Source organism: Wolbachia endosymbiont (group B) of Ischnura elegans, from assembly GCF_947251585.1.
Taxonomy (GTDB): Bacteria; Pseudomonadota; Alphaproteobacteria; order Rickettsiales; family Anaplasmataceae; genus Wolbachia.
This window is the reverse complement of the sequence record NZ_OX366371.1, coordinates 1,697,437-1,715,125: the sequence shown is the minus strand read 5'-3', so window position 1 is coordinate 1,715,125 and position 17,689 is coordinate 1,697,437. Positions and strand designations below refer to the sequence as shown.

The window sequence follows — 17,689 nt, the reverse complement described above, 5'->3', positions numbered from 1 at the left end:
GATTAAGTTGTGTCTAGTACAGCTGTTTGGAGTCTACATTCTTCAACTTTAAGACCGGATTTCAAAATTTTATGAAAGACCTCTATTCTCCACCTTAAGCAATACCATTGTATTTTTTCTACTGCTTCTTCAAAATTATTAACACTTATATTTGTCAATAAGATCCAGTTCATAGGTTCTTCGCCAAATGGGGAATACTTTTCTATAACATAGACAGCATTCAAATTTAAATTAGGAAGTTTTTGAGTCTTACGTCTAGCGTTGTTTTTTGATGCATTCATCACAAAGTTACTAAACTTTACTTCTAACACTGCTGTTCTTTTAGGCCTATTATCACGGGTAGGAATACTTATTTGAATTTCTCCTTGGCAAGGCATACGATTCATCAAATCCCACAACTTTTCACCACCTTTTTCAGAATAAGTTGATCTCTTGTTTACTGTTCTGTTTTGATTTCCTCTTACTACAAAAAGAGATTGATTAGTGGAAGCAACTTCAAATAAATCATAAATATCTCCTTCTCTATCGCAAACGGTAACTACCTTAACATCCTTTAATCCAGGGTGATTAGTAGAGTCTTTTAGTGATGCTATCCACCGTATGCTTTCTTTCTCTTCTATAGGAACAGCAGTGTTATGGCTTCTCCTTTTCAACTCTCTTAGGTCTTCAGCTAAGGGAGGTCTAGTACTAATTTTTTGATCTAATAATCCTATAGGTAGTCCTTCTGTTGTAACTGCAAATGTTGTATGCATCACTAATCCATGGGTTTTAAAATTGGTTGTTTCAGATCTTAATCTTGCTGCTATAATCCCTAATCCTTTGGCCTTTTTATGATTTTTATATGAAATATAACTCGTGTCTTGGATAGCTAAAATAGTTGAATATTCTTTAGCTCTTTCAACAGTTTTAACTATATGACTGTCTAATATCTTTCTTTCAGAAATGGCATCATTTTGAAAAAATCTATAAGCTGCTTTACTTTGATACCAATCTTTACAAGCTTGATTTATTGAACATTCAGGCGATTCAGCAAAACTATTAACTACTTTTAAAAGCCTTTTACTTAATCTTATATCGCCAAAATTAACAATCCCAAATTCACTTTCTGCCCATTCACTAGTTGAGGTATTTATACTTCCTTTCATCATATATTTCATTTTTAGACCATAGGTCTATTTATAGTACTAAATTGAATTAGTAAAATAGCAGCTTTTTACCATTTATATACTTATGGGTAATAGTAAGGAATAGAAGGCACCAAGCGCAGACTTAGACCTTGAAGCAGACATCGCAGCTGTAAAAAGCTTTTCACGAACGTTGCTTCTGCCACCACTTATTCTGCGATAACCAATAGTTTTACCACTTTCTTTCGGATGAGGTGCAACTCCAGCAAGACTTGCAATTTCTCCCCTACTTACATAACCAAGTTCTGGCATTAGACACAGAAAATCTTGAGATAATTTTGCACCTATTCCTGGAACTGTTTTAAGGATTTTTTGGCGCTTTTGTAACTCTGGATTCTCATCAATAATTTTTTGTATGGTATTGTTGAGCTCATCTATCTGGCTATTAAAGAATTCAATAGTTTTCTGACAGCTTTCTTTTATATGGTCGTTTTCAGGTGCTGCAAGCCTAGATTTCTCTTGAGCTCTCATTTTTGTAATGTCATCACGACGTTGACAAAGTGCAACTAAGGTTGTTTGTTCTTTTGACATAGGTGCAAATAGAGATAGAGTACTATAGCGTTCAAACCCATACTGAGCAAGGGCTCTTGCATCTGATTGATCAGACTTTGCTAAAGTTCCATGAGATAGAACAAAGCTTTTTACTTTGCGAGTATTAGCTCGATGTACAGCAATATCTTTATCAACAAGAAAATGTGCTAAGCCAAGCTCATATTTTCCAGTGTTTTCCAGAGTTACTAAAGAATTAGGTAAGATATTTGAAAAATCTTGAAACAATTGTTGCCAGCCAGCAGTATCATTGTCGAATTCGACAGCGTTCTTCTGTTTGTGAACTGCAACAACATTTTTAAATTTTCCGATATCAATGCCAATAAAATTTTGATAAGATGTAATCATAATAACCTCGATTAGTTTTAATTAATTTAAGATTGTAAACGGGTGCATACATATGTCCCATGCAACTATTCAAACGTATCGAGAGATGGGCTAGTGTACCTTGATCCGAACGGTTATAATACCAACAGTTGGTCGGTCGCACACGCCCGTGATAACTCTATTCCTATAGTGAGTAGGGTTATCTTCCCTCTTATCTCCTTTATATCATATTTTTAACTTACAACAGTTGGAATTTAGGAGAAATAAACGCATGTTTTCCAGTTGGTAGTGTAGAGGAAAGAGGGAATAAATTTGTATTGGGAAACGATAAACTTTCAGGGCAACGTTGGAATTTAAAACACAAACCAATTTTAGAAAGGTTTAGCGTTACTCACAACTATAAAGTAGAAAATTATACAGATCAGAAGGTCAGAAAATATGTTTTAGCAGAACACAACGTTTACTATAAAAATGACTCAGATTCAGAGCAAAAAGACTCAATACACGAATTAGAAAATTACATTTTAGTGTTTTACCCAGGAGTACTTAGGTGGCACGAACATCGACATTTGCACAGAAGTTGGAAAAGTAGTCAAGTAATATCTCTAATAAGCTAAGCATTTATATTTAGATCCTCATATATTATATTAATAATAGGTAAAAGTGTATGAAATAAAAAGAAAAAGACTTGCTTTCTTATGCTAAAATAGACATGACTTGAATAGCAGCAGGTAAATATAAGAAATTTATCTGACGCTAGAAAAGCTAATTTTGTGAGGTATGAAATGGTGCGCCAAGAAGTGCTTGGAGAACAGTTGGTGAAAATCCAACATAAACAAAGTCTAGCCAACAGTTTAGAACAGACCACTATGTTGCATGAGGTAACGAGTGTAATAGAGCTAGTGGAATGGACAATGCAGGGTACAACGAAAGTGAAGGGATTGAGTCCCGAAATACCTGAAGACATAGAGGTCGACATTTTCATTTCGGTGGAAGACAGCATGAGGGATAATGCAAAGGCGAGTTATCACTCACTCTATCGGGATCTGAGACCGTGCCATGTATTGAAATGGACTTCAAGTGAACTTGGGAGATCCTATGCATTCCTATAAAGGTACGCTGGAACAAGTCAACAAAGGCAAGAACTAGCGGAAGATGCAGAGGAAGTCGGACTGATTGATAGTACTCGGAGTGTGGGAAAGCCACGTACAAGGGGAAGCGATCAGCAATATAGTAACTGGTATAGGGATTGCTATGCCAATACAACGGAGGTTGGAATAACATGCAAGATAAACTAAACCAGATAGCAGTAAGAGCAAAGCAAGATAAGCGACTGAAATTCACATCGCTAATACATCTAATAAATGTAGGAAACCTTGCAGAGTGTTATAAAGAGCTAAAGCGTAACAAGGCTTGTGGAATAGACTGGGTAACAGTGGAAGCTTACGGAGAAAATCTAAAAGAGCGACTGGAAGGACTAGTGGATAGTATGAAGGGAAAGCAATATCAACCACAACCGGTGAGGAGGGTGTATATACCAAAAGCCGGAAGTAAAGAGAAACGCGGACTCGGAATACCATCAACTGAGGATAAGTTGGTACAGATTATGCTGAAGAAGATATTAGAAAATATTTACGAGGCAAACTTTCTGGACAGCTCATATGGATTTCGACCTGGAAGAAACTGTCATCAAACGGTAAATGCACTAGATAAAGCAGTTAGGTACAAACCAATAAACTACATTGTAGAAGTGGATATCAAGAAGTTCTACGATAATATACAGCATAAATGGCTAATGAGATGTCTAAGGGAACGAATAACTGACCCAAATTTACTGTGGTTAATAAAGCGTTTTCTTAAGGCAGGGATAGTTGAAGCTGGATATTATGAAGCAACAAAACAAGGTACACCCCAAGGTGGTATAGTAAGTCCTGTATTAGCAAATATATACTTACATTATGTGTTGGATTTATGGCTTGAAAAGAAATTTAAACCAAGATCCAGAGGATATATACAACTAATAAGGTTTTGCGACGATTTTGTGGTTTGTTGCGAAAGTAAGGTAGACGCGGAAGAATTTCTGGAATTACTGAAACAAAGGTTAAATAAATTCGGGTTGGAAGTATCTGAAAACAAGACCAGAGTAGTAAAGTTTGGCAAGAGGGAGTGGCAACAAGCGATAAGAGAGAAACGAAGGACGGAAAGTTTCAATTTTCTGGGGTTTACGCACTATGGTGCAAAAAGTCGTCTTGGTAGATTAATGATGGGACATAAAACCTCAAAGTTAAATCTAGCCAGAAAACTAAAAGAAATCAAAGAGTGGTTGGAAAAAGTCCGCGGAAGTATTCGACTTAAAGATTGGTGGCAAGTACTGAAGGCTAAATTAACAGGACACTATAACTACTTTGGTATTAGCGGAAATTATTGGTGTTTAAAACAATTTTATACATCAGTAAGAAAGCTAGCATTTAAATGGATAAATCGGCGTAGTCAGAAAAAGAGTATGACCTGGGAACAGTTTGTACACTACGTAGAAGTAAATCCATTACCAAAGCCAAAAATACATTTTTCTTTATATGCATAAGAGGGACGACTGTGAAAACTAATATTGATGAGCCGTGTGCGGGAAATCTGCAAGCACGGTTCTTTAGGGGGAGTTGTAGTAATAAAACTCAAACGAGAGGAGTAAAGCTACAGCTTCTACCAAACAGTTTTAGCAAGAGTAAGTTTTTTAAAGAAGTATCAAGTAACGATATTAATAAAAGAAATGAAGAAGGAGAGACGATATTGCACCAAGCAGTAGAAATCTCCGATTACACAACAGTGAGGTTATTAATAAAAAAAGGGGCAGAGGTTAATGCAAGAGATAAAAATGGTTATACACCTCTGCACTGTGCAGTATTCGCAAAAAGTTTAGAAAATGTAAAAGTGCTGCTAAGAGAAGGAGCAGAAGTAAATGCCACTCAATATGTCACTGGATGTACGCCACTCCACTCTGCGTGCAAAGGAGCAGGAGTTGAAATAATAAAAGAGCTGGTAAAGGCTGGAGCTGAAGTTAATCAACTGAATAAGTACGGCGCAACGCCAATGTATTACATCTGGGAAAGTGAAAAGTATCGTCTATGTGATAGCAAAGAGAGTGAAAAGGCGAGTAAATTTTTGAGAGAAAAAGGAGGAATAACAAAAAGTAGAGAACTGACGTGCTATGGAATAGAGGGGCTAGTGGGAGAAATAGCAGACATGTTGAATGGGAGTTATTTGCCGGAGTTAAAAATAATAGAGATAGGAGAAATAAGGAAGAGAGACAAATCGCTAATAAAGAAAGAATGTCAAAATTTAGCAAGCAAGATAATGAACCAAGTGAACGAAATGATAGATGAGGTAGCGAAAAGGAAGGTTTAAAAGAGGGATTTAAATTTAAAGAAAAGGTGAGGTGGATTATGTTAAAGCTTGGCAAATTTAATAAGTCAGCAAAAGAATTATTAGAGAACTCATATAAAAATATTTATGAAAGAGACAGAACAGCTCTGCATTATGCAATAGACGCAAAAACAGTGAGGTTATTAGTCGAAAAAGGAGTGAATGTGAATGCAGCAGATGTAGGAGGATACATAGCACTGCACCTAGCGGTAACGGAGAAACGTTTAGAAGTCGTGAGAGAATTGATAAAATCAGGAGGGAATGTAAATGCTGAAGAGTATGGCAGTAAATGTACTCCATTGCACCTTGCATGTATGGTGGGGAAAGTAGAAATAGTAAAAGAGTTAGTGGAAGCAGGAGCAGAAATAGAGCAAGAAGATAAGTTCGGAATGACAGCAATGGATTATGCGAAAAATAGTAAAGAGATAACCGAGGTATTAAAGAAAGAAACAGACAGAATTGAAAAGCTATTTATGAAGGGCTAAAAATATGGAGAAAGAAATAGAAAAGAAAGTAATGAATTTAGAGAAAAAAACGTTAGAAGAGCTAAGGAGAGTTTGGAAGAAGGTATATGGAGAAGAAGCGCCTAGATACTCAAAGAAATATCTGATACCAAGATTATCTTATAGAATGCAGGAGGAAGCGTATGGAAAAATGTCAAGAAAGGGGACAAAAAGACTAGAGTATCTGGCAGATCGGCTAGAGAAAGGAAAAAGAATAAGTAGCGATAAACTACCAGTAGAAGGGACAGAATTAATACTAGAGAGAGGAGAAGAGACACATGCGGTAATGGTAACAGATAAGGGTTTAATCTACAGAGAAGAATTTTACACGTCATTATCAGCAGTAGCCGGAAAAATAATGGGAATGAGCTACAATGGGCCGCTTCTATTTGGAATGAGAGATAAGGAGAAAGAATGCTGAAAGAGGTAAGATGTGCGATATATACTAGGAAGTCAAATGAAGATGGTCTAGAACAAAAGTTTAATAGTCTTGATGCGCAGCGAGTAGCATGTGAGAAATATATAAAGAGCAAAGAAGGTTGGGTAGCATTGGCAAAAAGGTATGATGATGTCGGCTATTCAGGAAAAAACTTAGAAAGACCAGCGATAAAGGAATTGTTTGAAGATGTAAAAAAAGGAGAAGTAGATTGTGTAGTAGTATATACGCTAGATAGGCTATCAAGGGAAACAAAAGACAGCATTGAAGTAACATCATTTTTTAGAAGGCATCGAGTAAATTTTGTAGCAGTAACGCAGATATTTGATAATAATACGCCAATGGGAAAGTTCGTGCAAACAGTGTTATCAGGAGCAGCACAACTAGAAAGAGAGATGATTGTAGAGAGAGTAAAAAATAAAATAGCAACATCAAAAGAGCAAGGGTTATGGATGGGTGGAACTTTACCGCTTGGGTATGATGTAAAAGATAAAGAATTAATAATAAATGAGAAAGAAGCAAAGACAGTGAAGCATATATTTGAAAGGTATTTTGAGCTGAAGTCAATGGCAGAACTGGCAAGGGAATTAAACAAAGAAGGATACCAAACAAGGTCTGATATTTTTAAAAAGGCAACGGTGAGAAGAATAATAACGAATCCAATATATATGGGAAAAATCAGGCATTATGAGAAAGAGTATGAAGGAAAGCACGATGCAATAATAGAAAAAGAAAAATGGCAAAAAGCACAGGAATTGATAAAGGATCAGCCATATAGAAAAGCAAAATATGAGGAAGCATTGCTTAGGGGAATAATTAAGTGCAAGAGCTGTGAAGTAAACATGACGCTGACATACTCAAAAAAGGAGAATAAAAGGTATCGATACTATATATGTAATAATCACTTAAGGGGAAAAGGTTGTGAATCAATAAATCGGACTGTAGTAGCCGGAGAAGTAGAAAAAGAAGTGATGAAGAAAGCGGAGCAGCTATATGAAAATTGGAAAGAAAAGACCGAAGAAGAATGGAAAAATTTAAGTTTTGGAAAGCAGAAAGAAGTAGTGAAAAAGTTAATAAAGGGAGTAATGGTAAAAGAAGGTGAAATAGAAGTGAGTTCAGAGGATAAGGTGGAATTTATACCAATGTGGTTAAAAAAGAAAGGAAATAAATGCACAGTAGTAGAACCGGAAGGCAAAACAAATAATGCGCTACTCAAAGCAGTGGTAAGAGCCCATCTGTGGAAACGTCAACTAGAAGAGGGAAAATACTCAAGTGTGAAAGAGCTGAGTGCCAAAATTAATATAGGTACAAGACGTATACAACAAATTTTAAGATTGAATTATTTAGCTCCAAAAATAAAGGAAGACATAATAAATGGGAGACAGCCAAGTAATTTGAGGCTAGTAGATTTAAAAGAAATACCGATGCTGTGGAGTGGGCAGATGGAGAAATTTTATGTGTATTAAATAAGACTCAACCTGACAAGTCAGTTATAATAACCTCTATTAATCACACGTATATTTATTACAATTTTAGACAAAACTGTTAATATAGAAACTATACTAGACAACGACAGTCGAAATAGCATGTAACTATATATTTGCAGCATACATTCTTTTAACTACTATTGAATGGCAATAAGGATCATAATAAACCATTTTGTGAATTTTTCATAATATCTAATTAAAAACTCTGGGGCAAAAATTAAAGTAACTAATCTCTACCCCGTAAACATTAGCAACTAGTAACCATATTATCTACTACACTAGTGACACCAGGGACAGCCCATGAAGCAGTTCTTGCTTCTTTACGTTCATCAAAATTTCTTATTTTACCTTTGAGAGTCACTTTACTACCATCAACCTCTACTTGAACATTATTTGCATCTATGCGCGCATTACGCTCAAACTCCTTAGTAATTTTATCTTTCACCTCTACTGCATCAACACTAGGTTTTACTTTTATATCATTAGTAAAATATGTCACTCCGTATAGATGTTGTACAGCTTTTCCTGCATATTCTTTCTGATAATAATACTCAACATCACCAGTTAAAGTTAAATGTCCATTTTCCAAAGTTACTTTAATTTGTTGATGCGGGACAAAAAAACTCCACTTCAAAGTAGTAAGAGCAGCTTGGACTATGTCATCATCATTTCTCTTGTAGTCTGGTGTAAGATCCACTTCTAACTCATTAGCTATACCTTTAATTTGTTTAAGTTTTTGTACTGCTTTTTCAGCTAAACATTTTTCAGCATAGCTTTTGACTTTACCACCCAATATGACTACACTATTATCCTTAATTGAAATAGTTATATTTGATTCATCAATACCTGGTTCAAATCGTAACTTGTCCATAACGTTCGTATATAATTCACCACTTGTTACCATAGAGCCTCCAAATTTATAAAAAACCTCACCTCCAAGCCTTAACGTAGGTAAGAAACAAGACATTTTATAATATCTCAATTAAATGATTGTTTGTCAAGCAAATTTTTCGTAATAATTTAATTTATTTTTTGATGACATTACCAGCAAAAGTAGAGAAGACGTTTTTGTCATGAAAATAATGAATCAAATTTCTAAAACAAGTGATGAATGCCTTTGACCAACAGTGAGTAGAAGATTAAGTGTATTTGCAATTGGTGCTTAAAGCCTAATAGGCAATTTAAATGACTCAAGTATTTGATTTACACGGCAAGACATCAATTATCACAGGCGCTTCAGGCGTTCTTGGAGAGCAATTTGCTCGCACTTTGAGTGATGCAGGTGTACGTGTTTTGCTTATAGGCTGAAGGATAGAGAAACTTGAAGCATTTGCTTTGGAGATTAAGAACTCCAAGGCCATCCAAATTGATATATACCAAATAAAGATCGATATCTGCGTAAATAATGCTGGGATTGCTTCTTTGACACCTATCTTTAAGGAAGATAAAATACTGATTTTGAAAGCATTATTCAAACGAACTTGATAGGTGTGTGGTATGTAACAAAAGCAGTTGCTGGTCATATGAAATATAACAACATTCATGGTAGGGTCGAGAACTGGCGCGCCTCTTTAGGGTTTGGTGGCTGATCCATTATTTTCATGTTGGTCCTCAATCCAAAATTCCCATGTTTACGTTTCCAATTCCCGCCTCATCAAACGCAGCATGCGGATTTCCCGCACTACGCTTTCCTAGTAGATTCTTACCAAAGTTTATAACATATTGTGCTGGTAAGGCTTTCGGAACGTAATATCTTATTCTATAGTCCGAATATAGACCAAGGGTCTCATATATACATTCGCTACTCCACCTTTTCCAACCAAATCCTTTTGCTTTTCTGGCTTGCATCATATTGCGTCTTGTTTTCTTCTCTACCCACTGTTTAACGTAGCTGAAGCTTCGACTTGAGTTTCCTATTCTAAAGTAGTTTACCCACCCTCTCAATATCGGATGGCTTTGTTGCATAGCGAGTAGAGATGGGAGAAAAAAAGGGAGAAAATCTAAAGAAAGTGGTTACTCTATTAAGAAATGAACATTTTGTAGAGTATATGCCACAGAAGATGAAAGTCAGTAGTCATAAAGAGTATAATCAATTTTTAGAAAAAAGAGGAAATGTCTTTCATTTTATCGATGAAGCTATAGAAAACTGGTACGAAAGTTCAGAAAAAATTCCTGGAGATTTATAGCGATAAGGTTGTTATTGCAGTACATATAGTTGTTAATCTATTTAGAATAGGCTTAAGGCAAGCAGTTGGATTTATAAAAGGATATTTACAAAGTATAGTGAAGAATCTCCAAGTATTCACAAGCTTCTCGTCAAACTTAATTTGAAATTATGTGACCACAGAACAGATAAAAATGACATAGAGAATATTGAAATTGCTATAGATAGTACTGTAATCCATATTTATAGTAACAGTACTCAACATAACAAAGATAACGCCAAGATAAGGAAGTATAATGGTACAGATCAAATAAGAAAGCTACATGTTGCTTTGGACGAAAACAGCAAAAAGGCAATAGCAATTCGATATACTAATTTTCTGTAACCGTTCACGGAAATAAGGTGGTTTACAAAGTAAGTATAAAAGTGTAAAGAGATAGGAAGCTAAATATGGAATGGGTAAATGACAACAGTGCTGCAAGAAAAGGTTGTAGCAGAAAAGGCTAATCTCAAGGAAGAAATAAAAGCACTGATCAGAGAAAATGATAGCTTGAAAGCAAAAATAGTTGAATTAGAAGACAAATTGGGCTTAAATTCGCAAAATTCTCATCGCTGCCACCATCACGAGATATATATCGTAAGAAAGCAAAAAAGAAAAGTGATAAAAAACCAGGAGGTCAGCCAGGACATAAGGTGCATAAGCGTGAATTAATGGCTGCAGACGAGGTAGTGAGATGCACAATTGATACAATTTGTATGTGTGGAGGTAAGATTACTTTAGAAGATGAAATTATTCATCAGAAGGCAGAGTTGCCAGAAATTAAGCCAATTGTAACTGAGTACAGGTTGCAAAGAGGACATTGTAGCAGTTGTGTTAAAAGTCAATAGAAAAATTGATGTAGCTGTGAATAAGTACTTAAAATTTGTGTGGGCGTACTTATTCACAGCTATGCTATTGCTATATAGAAGCAGTTTTAGGGCTATACTCCTCAGTAAACAGTCTACCGTCTCTTACTAAAGAGTTAGCAAGGATAAGTAATTTTCTCATTGCAGCAGTAGAGGTAACTTTATATGGTTTTTTATATTGATTGTATAGCCTATCAAAGAAGATTTTTATATAAGAATTGTACCTTTGCGCACTAAGAATGCACATATGTAAAACCTTTCTAATTTGTGATCTACCACCCTGAATACACCTTTTTCCCTTACTAAAACCACTATCTCGATTAAAAGGTGCAACTCCGGAAGGCTTTGTTGCATAGCACTGATAGGCATGTAAATCACAATGAACTTACGCAGCTAATTTAAATTTAGCCATACCAATATCAGTAAATTTGTTCAGTAAGTAGCACTTAATTAACAGCTCTTTTTCACGATTTACCTCTGATTTATTTTTCAAGCCAAACCCAAATATTTGCTTCAACCTATAGAAAAAGACTTCAATATAAGACCGTGCTCCATACTTAACTTTTTTCTTCCATTCATTAATACCATCTTCATAATTCTCATATGACCTAATTCTACTAATATACTTGTTTCTTTCTGATAAGTAGTCAGCTAAACAAATTTTAGTATCCTTCCTAGGGCGAATAATAGGCACAATATTGTATTTTCTGCATTCTTTATACACACTTTTTATATCATAAGCCGCATCTGCTCGAATAGAACAAATGTTATATTTATCACTGACTTCTTCTAACATATCGCAGACCGGCAAATAGTCTACAGCAACACCACTAGTGTAGTTCATGCTTATTGCTTTCTTATCATTTATGTTTAAAATAACATGTAATTTTCTTACTTGACCATAACCACTGTATTTTCTTTTTCGAATATTAAGCTTACTATGCCCACCGTTATTATTGTAGATACTAACTCTAGTGCTATCTACGGCAATTTCAACATTTTCCAGATCATCTTTATTGCTTCTATGGTCATCAATCTTCAAATTAAGCTTTTTAAATCTTCTGGAAGCTTGTGTATAGCTGATAATCTTAAGTTTTTTGCCTATTTGTACCATATAACCTTTTACAAAACCTACAGCTTGTCTCAAGCCAATTCTAAAAAGATGAACTATTATGTGTATTAAAATTACAACTTTATCACTATAAGTGTTATTGCCACCTGCAACTTTTGGACTATTTTCATACCAATTTTCTATGGCTTGATTAACAAAATGAAAAACATTTCCTCTTTTTTTTAGAAACTCATTATATTCTCTTTGGTTACTTACTCTCATTTTTTGTGGCATAAGTTATACTTGTTTGAAAAATGCCTATTTTACAACAAAATGCGTTAGTAACCATAAGCTTTTCTCCTTACAATAACCTCAACCAACACTAGCTATGCAACAAAGCCACTCCGGAAAGGCTGGATATTTCTTTATGTTGGAGAGTTCCAAGCTCGGGTAGATAACAAATAAAAGTAATAGCTGTTATTGCACCTACACCAGGTATACTAGTTATTGACATGTACTTTTTTTTAAGCTCTTGATTTTTATCGACTAATTCCATTACCTCATCTTCTAAGACTTGAATTTGATTTTGTAAAACTGCAAGTAGCTCTTCCATTTGTTTGATTATAGATAAATCGGTTACTTGATGAGCTTGGGTTTTTTGTATTTTTGCTATTTCTACTAGTTGATTCCTGCGAGATAATTTTTGCTTCAAACAGTCAATACTACTAACTTTTAAAGGAGTGACACGCATGTCTGTATTACTAACCTTACTATTACCCATAAGTATATAAATGGTAAAAAGCTGCTATTTTACTAATTCAATTTAGTACTATAAATAGACCTATGGTCTAAAAATGAAATATATGATGAAAGGAAGTATAAATACCTCAACTAGTGAATGGGCAGAAAGTGAATTTGGGATTGTTAATTTTGGCGATATAAGATTAAGTAAAAGGCTTTTAAAAGTAGTTAATAGTTTTGCTGAATCGCCTGAATGTTCAATAAATCAAGCTTGTAAAGATTGGTATCAAAGTAAAGCAGCTTATAGATTTTTTCAAAATGATGCCATTTCTGAAAGAAAGATATTAGACAGTCATATAGTTAAAACTGTTGAAAGAGCTAAAGAATATTCAACTATTTTAGCTATCCAAGACACGAGTTATATTTCATATAAAAATCATAAAAAGGCCAAAGGATTAGGGATTATAGCAGCAAGATTAAGATCTGAAACAACCAATTTTAAAACCCATGGATTAGTGATGCATACAACATTTGCAGTTACAACAGAAGGACTACCTATAGGATTATTAGATCAAAAAATTAGTACTAGACCTCCCTTAGCTGAAGACCTAAGAGAGTTGAAAAGGAGAAGCCATAACACTGCTGTTCCTATAGAAGAGAAAGAAAGCATACGGTGGATAGCATCACTAAAAGACTCTACTAATCACCCTGGATTAAAGGATGTTAAGGTAGTTACCGTTTGCGATAGAGAAGGAGATATTTATGATTTATTTGAAGTTGCTTCCACTAATCAATCTCTTTTTGTAGTAAGAGGAAATCAAAACAGAACAGTAAACAAGAGATCAACTTATTCTGAAAAAGGTGGTGAAAAGTTGTGGGATTTGATGAATCGTATGCCTTGCCAAGGAGAAATTCAAATAAGTATTCCTACCCGTGATAATAGGCCTAAAAGAACAGCAGTGTTAGAAGTAAAGTTTAGTAACTTTGTGATGAATGCATCAAAAAACAACGCTAGACGTAAGACTCAAAAACTTCCTAATTTAAATTTGAATGCTGTCTATGTTATAGAAAAGTATTCCCCATTTGGCGAAGAACCTATGAACTGGATCTTATTGACAAATATAAGTGTTAATAATTTTGAAGAAGCAGTAGAAAAAATACAATGGTATTGCTTAAGGTGGAGAATAGAGGTCTTTCATAAAATTTTGAAATCCGGTCTTAAAGTTGAAGAATGTAGACTCCAAACAGCAGATAGATTGATCCGCTTTCTTACAATAATGAGTATAATTGCATGGAGAATATTTTTTATTACATTAGTAGCTAGAACAAATCCCAATCTTCCTTGTACTATCATACTGACTGATGAGGAGTGGAAGGTTTTGTATACAAAAATGCTAAAAACAAAAAACTATCCTGAAGCCCCACCACCCATAAGAAAAATCGTGAGGTGGGTAGCTCAATTGGGAGGGTTTTTAGCTCGCAAAAATGACTTAGAACCAGGTCCTATAGCTTTGTGGAAGGGATGGAAACGTCTCTTTGATTTAGCAGAAGGATGGAGACTTGCTCATGAATCCTATATTTATGGGTAATAGTAAGTATTACTAACATAACGTGAGATGATGCTACAGTCTATTTTATCAGTTTTAGTAGCAATACCAAGGCTTTTTGCATAATCTCTCACCCATCTTGGTTGAATGACATATACTTCAAAACCATGGCTTAATAAAGTATAAGCACATAATTTTTCGTACCCACCAGTTGCTTCAAGTCCAACTTTGGTTACGTTATGTAAACGCAAAAAGTCGATTATTTGATCAATAGCTTGAACGTTATTTTCAAATACTTTATGATGTCCAAGTGGATGAATATGGATATCTAGTTTATTTTTGCTAATATCAATGCCAGTAATAATATTTGATAAATTCATAATCCCTCCATAAATAATGTGTATACTGCATTTTCCACCCTTATATACGAGCCTAAAAGCTCAACCAGTTGTTCGGAACTTTCAGTATAATAAACCAGAGAGGAGAACCTTGCTGCAAAACGGTCCTTATGACCAAGAGTATGTACGGTTCCTCCTCTCTGCGTGTCTTTATACCGCCATTTCGTGACATTTATAAAGACTTGTTTTTAACATATAAGAGTATGTAATAAAAGAATTACAGCAAATTTACCCGAAGGTGTTGCAAGAGATTTTCTAGGACCCAATGCTAAAACAGTTATAAGCAGCCTTAGCGGCTTTTTTATTAACTCAAAAAGAGAGGTACAGCAAATTTTGGGCAGTATTTTTAATCTAAATATAAGCCTTGGTTTAGTCTCAAATACTGAACGCAGGGTATCGAAGAAGTGTGCATCTGAATATGAGAAAATGAAGGAAGAGTTGCAAGGAAGCGAGTATTTGCATATAGACGAAACAGGGCACAGAAATCAAGGAAAGAGAGGCTGGAGTTGGGTAATAACAAACAAAGCGTTGACACTTCTGAAGGTAAGCGAGTCTCGTGGTAAGAAGGTGTTGAAGAGTTTACTGCCAGAATATGATGGTATAGTTGTGAGCGATAGATACGCTGTATACAATTACTTCAATCGTGAAAATAGACAGATATGTTGGGCACATCTGGCAAGAGATTTTGAGAGATTTGCCCATAGTAAAAATGTTGAAGTGAGCAAAATTGGCCAAGCACTAAAATCGCTCAGCAATAAGGTGTTTGTAGTAGATAAGGCAAAAAAACAAAATTTGATAGATAATTTGAGATTTTATCGACTGGTGCGAAAAATTCGGAAAAGGGTAAAACATTTTTTACGTAAAATGACGAGGGTTGCAAATAGCACTCAAGCTTCAAGAATGGCCGCTAAGATGTTACGATCTGAGGATATGATGTGGAAGTTTTTAAGAAAACCTGAAGTGATAGAAACAACTAATAACCTTGCAGAACGGCAAATTAGACGGTACGTAATTTATCGTAAAAACAGCTTTTTCACCTGGTCAGAACGTGGAGAAAGATTCGTGGAAAGAATGTTGTCGATATTTTTGACATCACGTCTAAATGGCCAGAACCCCTTTCAAAAGCTACAGAATCTAGTAGCTGTCACTGCTTAGTTCTTTAATTCATTCTCACAATCCGTGAACGGTTACAATTTTCTTTCACATGATAGCATCTAAAATACTAAAGGAAATGGGTGATATCTATAAGATTAAGTCTCTGCGTGCAGATGGAGCTTATGATACAGATAATTTATATAAGTTGTGCAATCAATACAATTTGAAACCCATCATAAAGCCAAGAAAAAATCTGCAGCAATATAGATTATCTATCAGAAAGAAACAACAACATTAGTATAAGGAAAACTTACAATTTAACCCACTGGAAAAAGAAGACAAGGTATGAAATACGTTCACGTATCGAGAGTTTTTTCCTGAGGCTCAAAAAAACATTTGGATTTAGTTTTAAGAATAAATCTGAGGTAAATCGCTCTCAAGAGGTGCTTTTAAAATGCTATTTGATTAATAACTTTACTGATATAGGTATGCCTATTTTCAAATTTGCCTCGTAAATTCCTTTCATTACTCCTCCTCATTCCTTGCCATTCAACAAAGCCACCCATCTTGAAAACTTCAGAAAAACTTACTTGTCGCTTTTAACCTGCTTAAATTTCCAAAACCAATCTATTTGGATCTTCTATGTAATTTTTGATTTTCACAAGGAAAGTAACTGCTCCTTTGCCATCAACTATTCTGTGATCGTAAGAGAGGGCAATGTACATCATAGGTCTGATTTCAATTGAGCTACTTACAGCAACTGGTCTATTTTGTATTGAGTGCATGCCAAGTATTCCAGATTGCGGAGGGTTTATTATCGGAGTAGAAAGAAGTGAACCATACACACCACCGTTTGAGATAGTAAATGTTGCACCTTCCATTTCCGATACTTGCAGCTTACCTTCTCGTGCTTTTTTGCCAAGAGCAACTAAAGTTAGTTCAATTTCAGCAAATGACATTTGATCAGCATCACGAATAACTGGTACAACAAGACCTTTGTCAGTGCCAACAGCAACACCTATGTCATAGTAATTTTTATATACAATTTCATCACCTGAAATCTCAGCGTTAATCTCACGAATTTCTTTTAGTGCTTGCACTGCTGCCTTTATAAAAAACGACATGAAACCCAGTTTTATTCCATATTTCTTTTCAAAAGTTTCTTTATACTTTGCCCTCAGATCCATGACGTTTTTCATGTCAATTTCATTGAACGTGGTCAGTATTGCAGCAGTATTTTGCGATGCTTTCAAACGAGCAGCAATGACTTGCCTTATTTTGCTCATTTTCACTCGTTCTTCTCTTCTCTCTCCACTTGCTACGCTTTTTGGCGATTCATATTGTTTTACCGCAGGTTGTTCAGCCTTACTCATATGGTCTATCACATCTGCTTTGGTTACTCTGCCTCCCATGCCAGTTCCTTTTACATTTTCTGCACTAATTGCATTTTCTTCCATAATTTTACGAGCTGAAGGGGCATCTTTTTTATCAGGGCTTTCGCCTTTATCTTCTTTTTTCACTTCTTCTTTTACTTCTCCTACAGCAAGTTTTGCCAATAATTGATCAGGGCTGATTACATCATCTTCTTTCACAAGAAATTCGGTTATTTGTCCTGAAGCTTCTGCAGTTAATTCTAGTGCTGTTTTGTCAGTCTCAATTTCAAAGATCAAGTCATCTACTTTTATTGCTTCACCGATATTTTTCTTTATTTTTACTATACCTTCCGTAACCGATTCACCACCAAGAGTTTTTGGCGCTCTGATTTCTATAATTTTGCTCATAAAACAACTTCTTTATAAAACTTTCTATAAATTTATACATGAAAAGAAACATAAATAAACTAATAAATTCATTAGGCCTTTTATCATAATGCTTGATTAT

At 35.1% G+C, this 17,689-nt stretch carries 15 protein-coding genes and 6 pseudogenes; 12 read left to right on the top strand and 9 right to left on the bottom strand.

Annotated elements, in window-relative coordinates:
• Positions 1-20 precede the first annotated feature (20 nt).
• Together OPR58_RS08815 and OPR58_RS08810 are read right to left on the bottom strand one after the other, a co-directional pair.
• Positions 21-1,148 (bottom strand): annotated as a pseudogene (locus OPR58_RS08815) (IS4 family transposase); the annotation flags it as partial.
• A gap of 87 nt (positions 1,149-1,235) precedes the next feature.
• Positions 1,236-2,081 (bottom strand): annotated as a pseudogene (locus tag OPR58_RS08810) (IS110 family RNA-guided transposase); the annotation flags it as partial.
• A gap of 221 nt (positions 2,082-2,302) precedes the next feature.
• On the opposite strand from OPR58_RS08810, the pseudogene OPR58_RS08805 reads away from it, so the two are divergent.
• The 6 genes and pseudogenes from OPR58_RS08805 to OPR58_RS08780 form a co-directional block, all read left to right on the top strand.
• Positions 2,303-2,677: pseudogene (locus OPR58_RS08805) on the top strand (phage tail protein); the annotation flags it as partial.
• Between the two features lie 665 nt (positions 2,678-3,342).
• Positions 3,343-4,644: a group II intron reverse transcriptase/maturase gene (gene ltrA / locus OPR58_RS08800; protein ID WP_265022346.1), complete on the top strand. Its 1,302-nt coding sequence runs from the start codon at positions 3,343-3,345 to the stop codon at positions 4,642-4,644.
• A gap of 170 nt (positions 4,645-4,814) precedes the next feature.
• The gene (locus tag OPR58_RS08795) at positions 4,815-5,462 is read left to right on the top strand and encodes an ankyrin repeat domain-containing protein (protein ID WP_265023192.1); all 648 of its coding nucleotides are present in this window, start codon (positions 4,815-4,817) and stop codon (positions 5,460-5,462) included.
• A 38-nt stretch (positions 5,463-5,500) separates the two neighbouring features.
• On the top strand, positions 5,501-5,965 hold the full coding sequence (locus OPR58_RS08790; protein WP_265022483.1) for an ankyrin repeat domain-containing protein: 465 nt from the start codon (positions 5,501-5,503) through the stop codon (positions 5,963-5,965).
• A gap of 4 nt (positions 5,966-5,969) precedes the next feature.
• Positions 5,970-6,404 (top strand): DUF2924 domain-containing protein, encoded by a 435-nt coding sequence (locus OPR58_RS08785; protein ID WP_265022482.1) that lies wholly within the window; start codon positions 5,970-5,972, stop codon positions 6,402-6,404.
• Positions 6,398-7,885, top strand: coding sequence for a recombinase family protein (locus OPR58_RS08780; protein WP_265022481.1), 1,488 nt, complete (start codon positions 6,398-6,400; stop codon positions 7,883-7,885). The genes OPR58_RS08785 and OPR58_RS08780 overlap by 7 nt, the downstream gene beginning before the upstream one ends.
• A 268-nt stretch (positions 7,886-8,153) precedes the next feature.
• Here the strand turns inward: OPR58_RS08780 and OPR58_RS08775 are convergent, their stop codons facing one another.
• On the bottom strand, positions 8,154-8,810 hold the full coding sequence (locus tag OPR58_RS08775) for a BON domain-containing protein (RefSeq protein WP_264336594.1): 657 nt from the start codon (positions 8,808-8,810) through the stop codon (positions 8,154-8,156).
• A gap of 707 nt (positions 8,811-9,517) precedes the next feature.
• Complete coding sequence (locus OPR58_RS08770; protein WP_265022480.1) at positions 9,518-9,871, bottom strand: group II intron maturase-specific domain-containing protein; 354 nt, start codon at positions 9,869-9,871, stop codon at positions 9,518-9,520.
• An 83-nt stretch (positions 9,872-9,954) separates the two neighbouring features.
• Here OPR58_RS08770 and OPR58_RS11430 point away from each other — a divergent pair.
• The 3 genes and pseudogenes from OPR58_RS11430 to OPR58_RS11330 all read left to right on the top strand — a co-directional run.
• Positions 9,955-10,446 (top strand): annotated as a pseudogene (locus tag OPR58_RS11430) (transposase); the annotation flags it as partial.
• Between the two features lie 87 nt (positions 10,447-10,533).
• On the top strand, positions 10,534-10,782 hold the full coding sequence (locus tag OPR58_RS08755) for a DUF6444 domain-containing protein (protein ID WP_265022250.1): 249 nt from the start codon (positions 10,534-10,536) through the stop codon (positions 10,780-10,782).
• Positions 10,782-10,958 (top strand): IS66 family transposase zinc-finger binding domain-containing protein, encoded by a 177-nt coding sequence (locus OPR58_RS11330; protein WP_406846499.1) that lies wholly within the window; start codon positions 10,782-10,784, stop codon positions 10,956-10,958. Before OPR58_RS08755 ends, OPR58_RS11330 begins: the two co-directional genes overlap by 1 nt.
• A 70-nt stretch (positions 10,959-11,028) precedes the next feature.
• Here OPR58_RS11330 and OPR58_RS08745 read toward each other — a convergent pair.
• From OPR58_RS08745 to OPR58_RS08735, 3 genes and pseudogenes are all read right to left on the bottom strand, one after another.
• Positions 11,029-11,316: pseudogene (locus tag OPR58_RS08745) on the bottom strand (transposase); the annotation flags it as partial.
• Positions 11,317-11,361: 45 nt separating this feature from the next.
• Positions 11,362-12,321, bottom strand: coding sequence for an IS5 family transposase (locus tag OPR58_RS08740; protein ID WP_265022212.1), 960 nt, complete (start codon positions 12,319-12,321; stop codon positions 11,362-11,364).
• 88 nt (positions 12,322-12,409) lie between these two features.
• Positions 12,410-12,808: a hypothetical protein gene (locus tag OPR58_RS08735; RefSeq protein WP_265022477.1), complete on the bottom strand. Its 399-nt coding sequence runs from the start codon at positions 12,806-12,808 to the stop codon at positions 12,410-12,412.
• An 82-nt stretch (positions 12,809-12,890) separates the two neighbouring features.
• Here OPR58_RS08735 and OPR58_RS08730 point away from each other — a divergent pair, with 82 nt between their 5' ends.
• Positions 12,891-14,357: an IS4 family transposase gene (locus OPR58_RS08730; RefSeq protein WP_265023151.1), complete on the top strand. Its 1,467-nt coding sequence runs from the start codon at positions 12,891-12,893 to the stop codon at positions 14,355-14,357.
• Positions 14,358-14,362: 5 nt separating this feature from the next.
• Here the strand turns inward: OPR58_RS08730 and OPR58_RS08725 are convergent.
• Positions 14,363-14,695, bottom strand: a pseudogene (locus OPR58_RS08725) (IS110 family transposase); the annotation flags it as partial.
• A 213-nt stretch (positions 14,696-14,908) separates the two neighbouring features.
• On the opposite strand from OPR58_RS08725, the gene tnpC reads away from it, so the two are divergent.
• Both tnpC and OPR58_RS08715 read left to right on the top strand, forming a co-directional pair.
• Positions 14,909-15,868: an IS66 family transposase gene (tnpC, locus tag OPR58_RS08720; RefSeq protein WP_320109902.1), complete on the top strand. Its 960-nt coding sequence runs from the start codon at positions 14,909-14,911 to the stop codon at positions 15,866-15,868.
• A gap of 49 nt (positions 15,869-15,917) precedes the next feature.
• Positions 15,918-16,106 carry a transposase gene (locus OPR58_RS08715; protein WP_139686480.1) on the top strand — a complete coding sequence of 63 codons (189 nt, stop codon included), beginning with the start codon at positions 15,918-15,920 and terminating at the stop codon, positions 16,104-16,106.
• Between the two features lie 310 nt (positions 16,107-16,416).
• Here the strand turns inward: OPR58_RS08715 and odhB are convergent, their stop codons facing one another.
• Positions 16,417-17,589 carry a 2-oxoglutarate dehydrogenase complex dihydrolipoyllysine-residue succinyltransferase gene (odhB, locus tag OPR58_RS08710; RefSeq protein WP_265022476.1) on the bottom strand — a complete coding sequence of 391 codons (1,173 nt, stop codon included), beginning with the start codon at positions 17,587-17,589 and terminating at the stop codon, positions 16,417-16,419.
• Positions 17,590-17,689 lie beyond the last annotated feature (100 nt).

Coding starts and splice junctions, on each gene's coding strand:
- ltrA (WP_265022346.1), top strand. CDS start 3,343: ATGCAAGATAAACTAAACCAGATAGCAGTAAGAGCAAAGCAAGATAAG.
- OPR58_RS08790 (WP_265022483.1), top strand. CDS start 5,501: ATGTTAAAGCTTGGCAAATTTAATAAGTCAGCAAAAGAATTATTAGAG.
- OPR58_RS08785 (WP_265022482.1), top strand. CDS start 5,970: ATGGAGAAAGAAATAGAAAAGAAAGTAATGAATTTAGAGAAAAAAACG.
- OPR58_RS08780 (WP_265022481.1), top strand. CDS start 6,398: ATGCTGAAAGAGGTAAGATGTGCGATATATACTAGGAAGTCAAATGAA.
- OPR58_RS08775 (WP_264336594.1), bottom strand. CDS start 8,810: ATGGTAACAAGTGGTGAATTATATACGAACGTTATGGACAAGTTACGA.
- OPR58_RS08770 (WP_265022480.1), bottom strand. CDS start 9,871: ATGCAACAAAGCCATCCGATATTGAGAGGGTGGGTAAACTACTTTAGA.
- OPR58_RS08755 (WP_265022250.1), top strand. CDS start 10,534: ATGACAACAGTGCTGCAAGAAAAGGTTGTAGCAGAAAAGGCTAATCTC.
- OPR58_RS11330 (WP_406846499.1), top strand. CDS start 10,782: ATGGCTGCAGACGAGGTAGTGAGATGCACAATTGATACAATTTGTATG.
- OPR58_RS08740 (WP_265022212.1), bottom strand. CDS start 12,321: ATGCCACAAAAAATGAGAGTAAGTAACCAAAGAGAATATAATGAGTTT.
- OPR58_RS08735 (WP_265022477.1), bottom strand. CDS start 12,808: ATGGGTAATAGTAAGGTTAGTAATACAGACATGCGTGTCACTCCTTTA.
- OPR58_RS08730 (WP_265023151.1), top strand. CDS start 12,891: ATGATGAAAGGAAGTATAAATACCTCAACTAGTGAATGGGCAGAAAGT.
- OPR58_RS08715 (WP_139686480.1), top strand. CDS start 15,918: ATGATAGCATCTAAAATACTAAAGGAAATGGGTGATATCTATAAGATT.
- odhB (WP_265022476.1), bottom strand. CDS start 17,589: ATGAGCAAAATTATAGAAATCAGAGCGCCAAAAACTCTTGGTGGTGAA.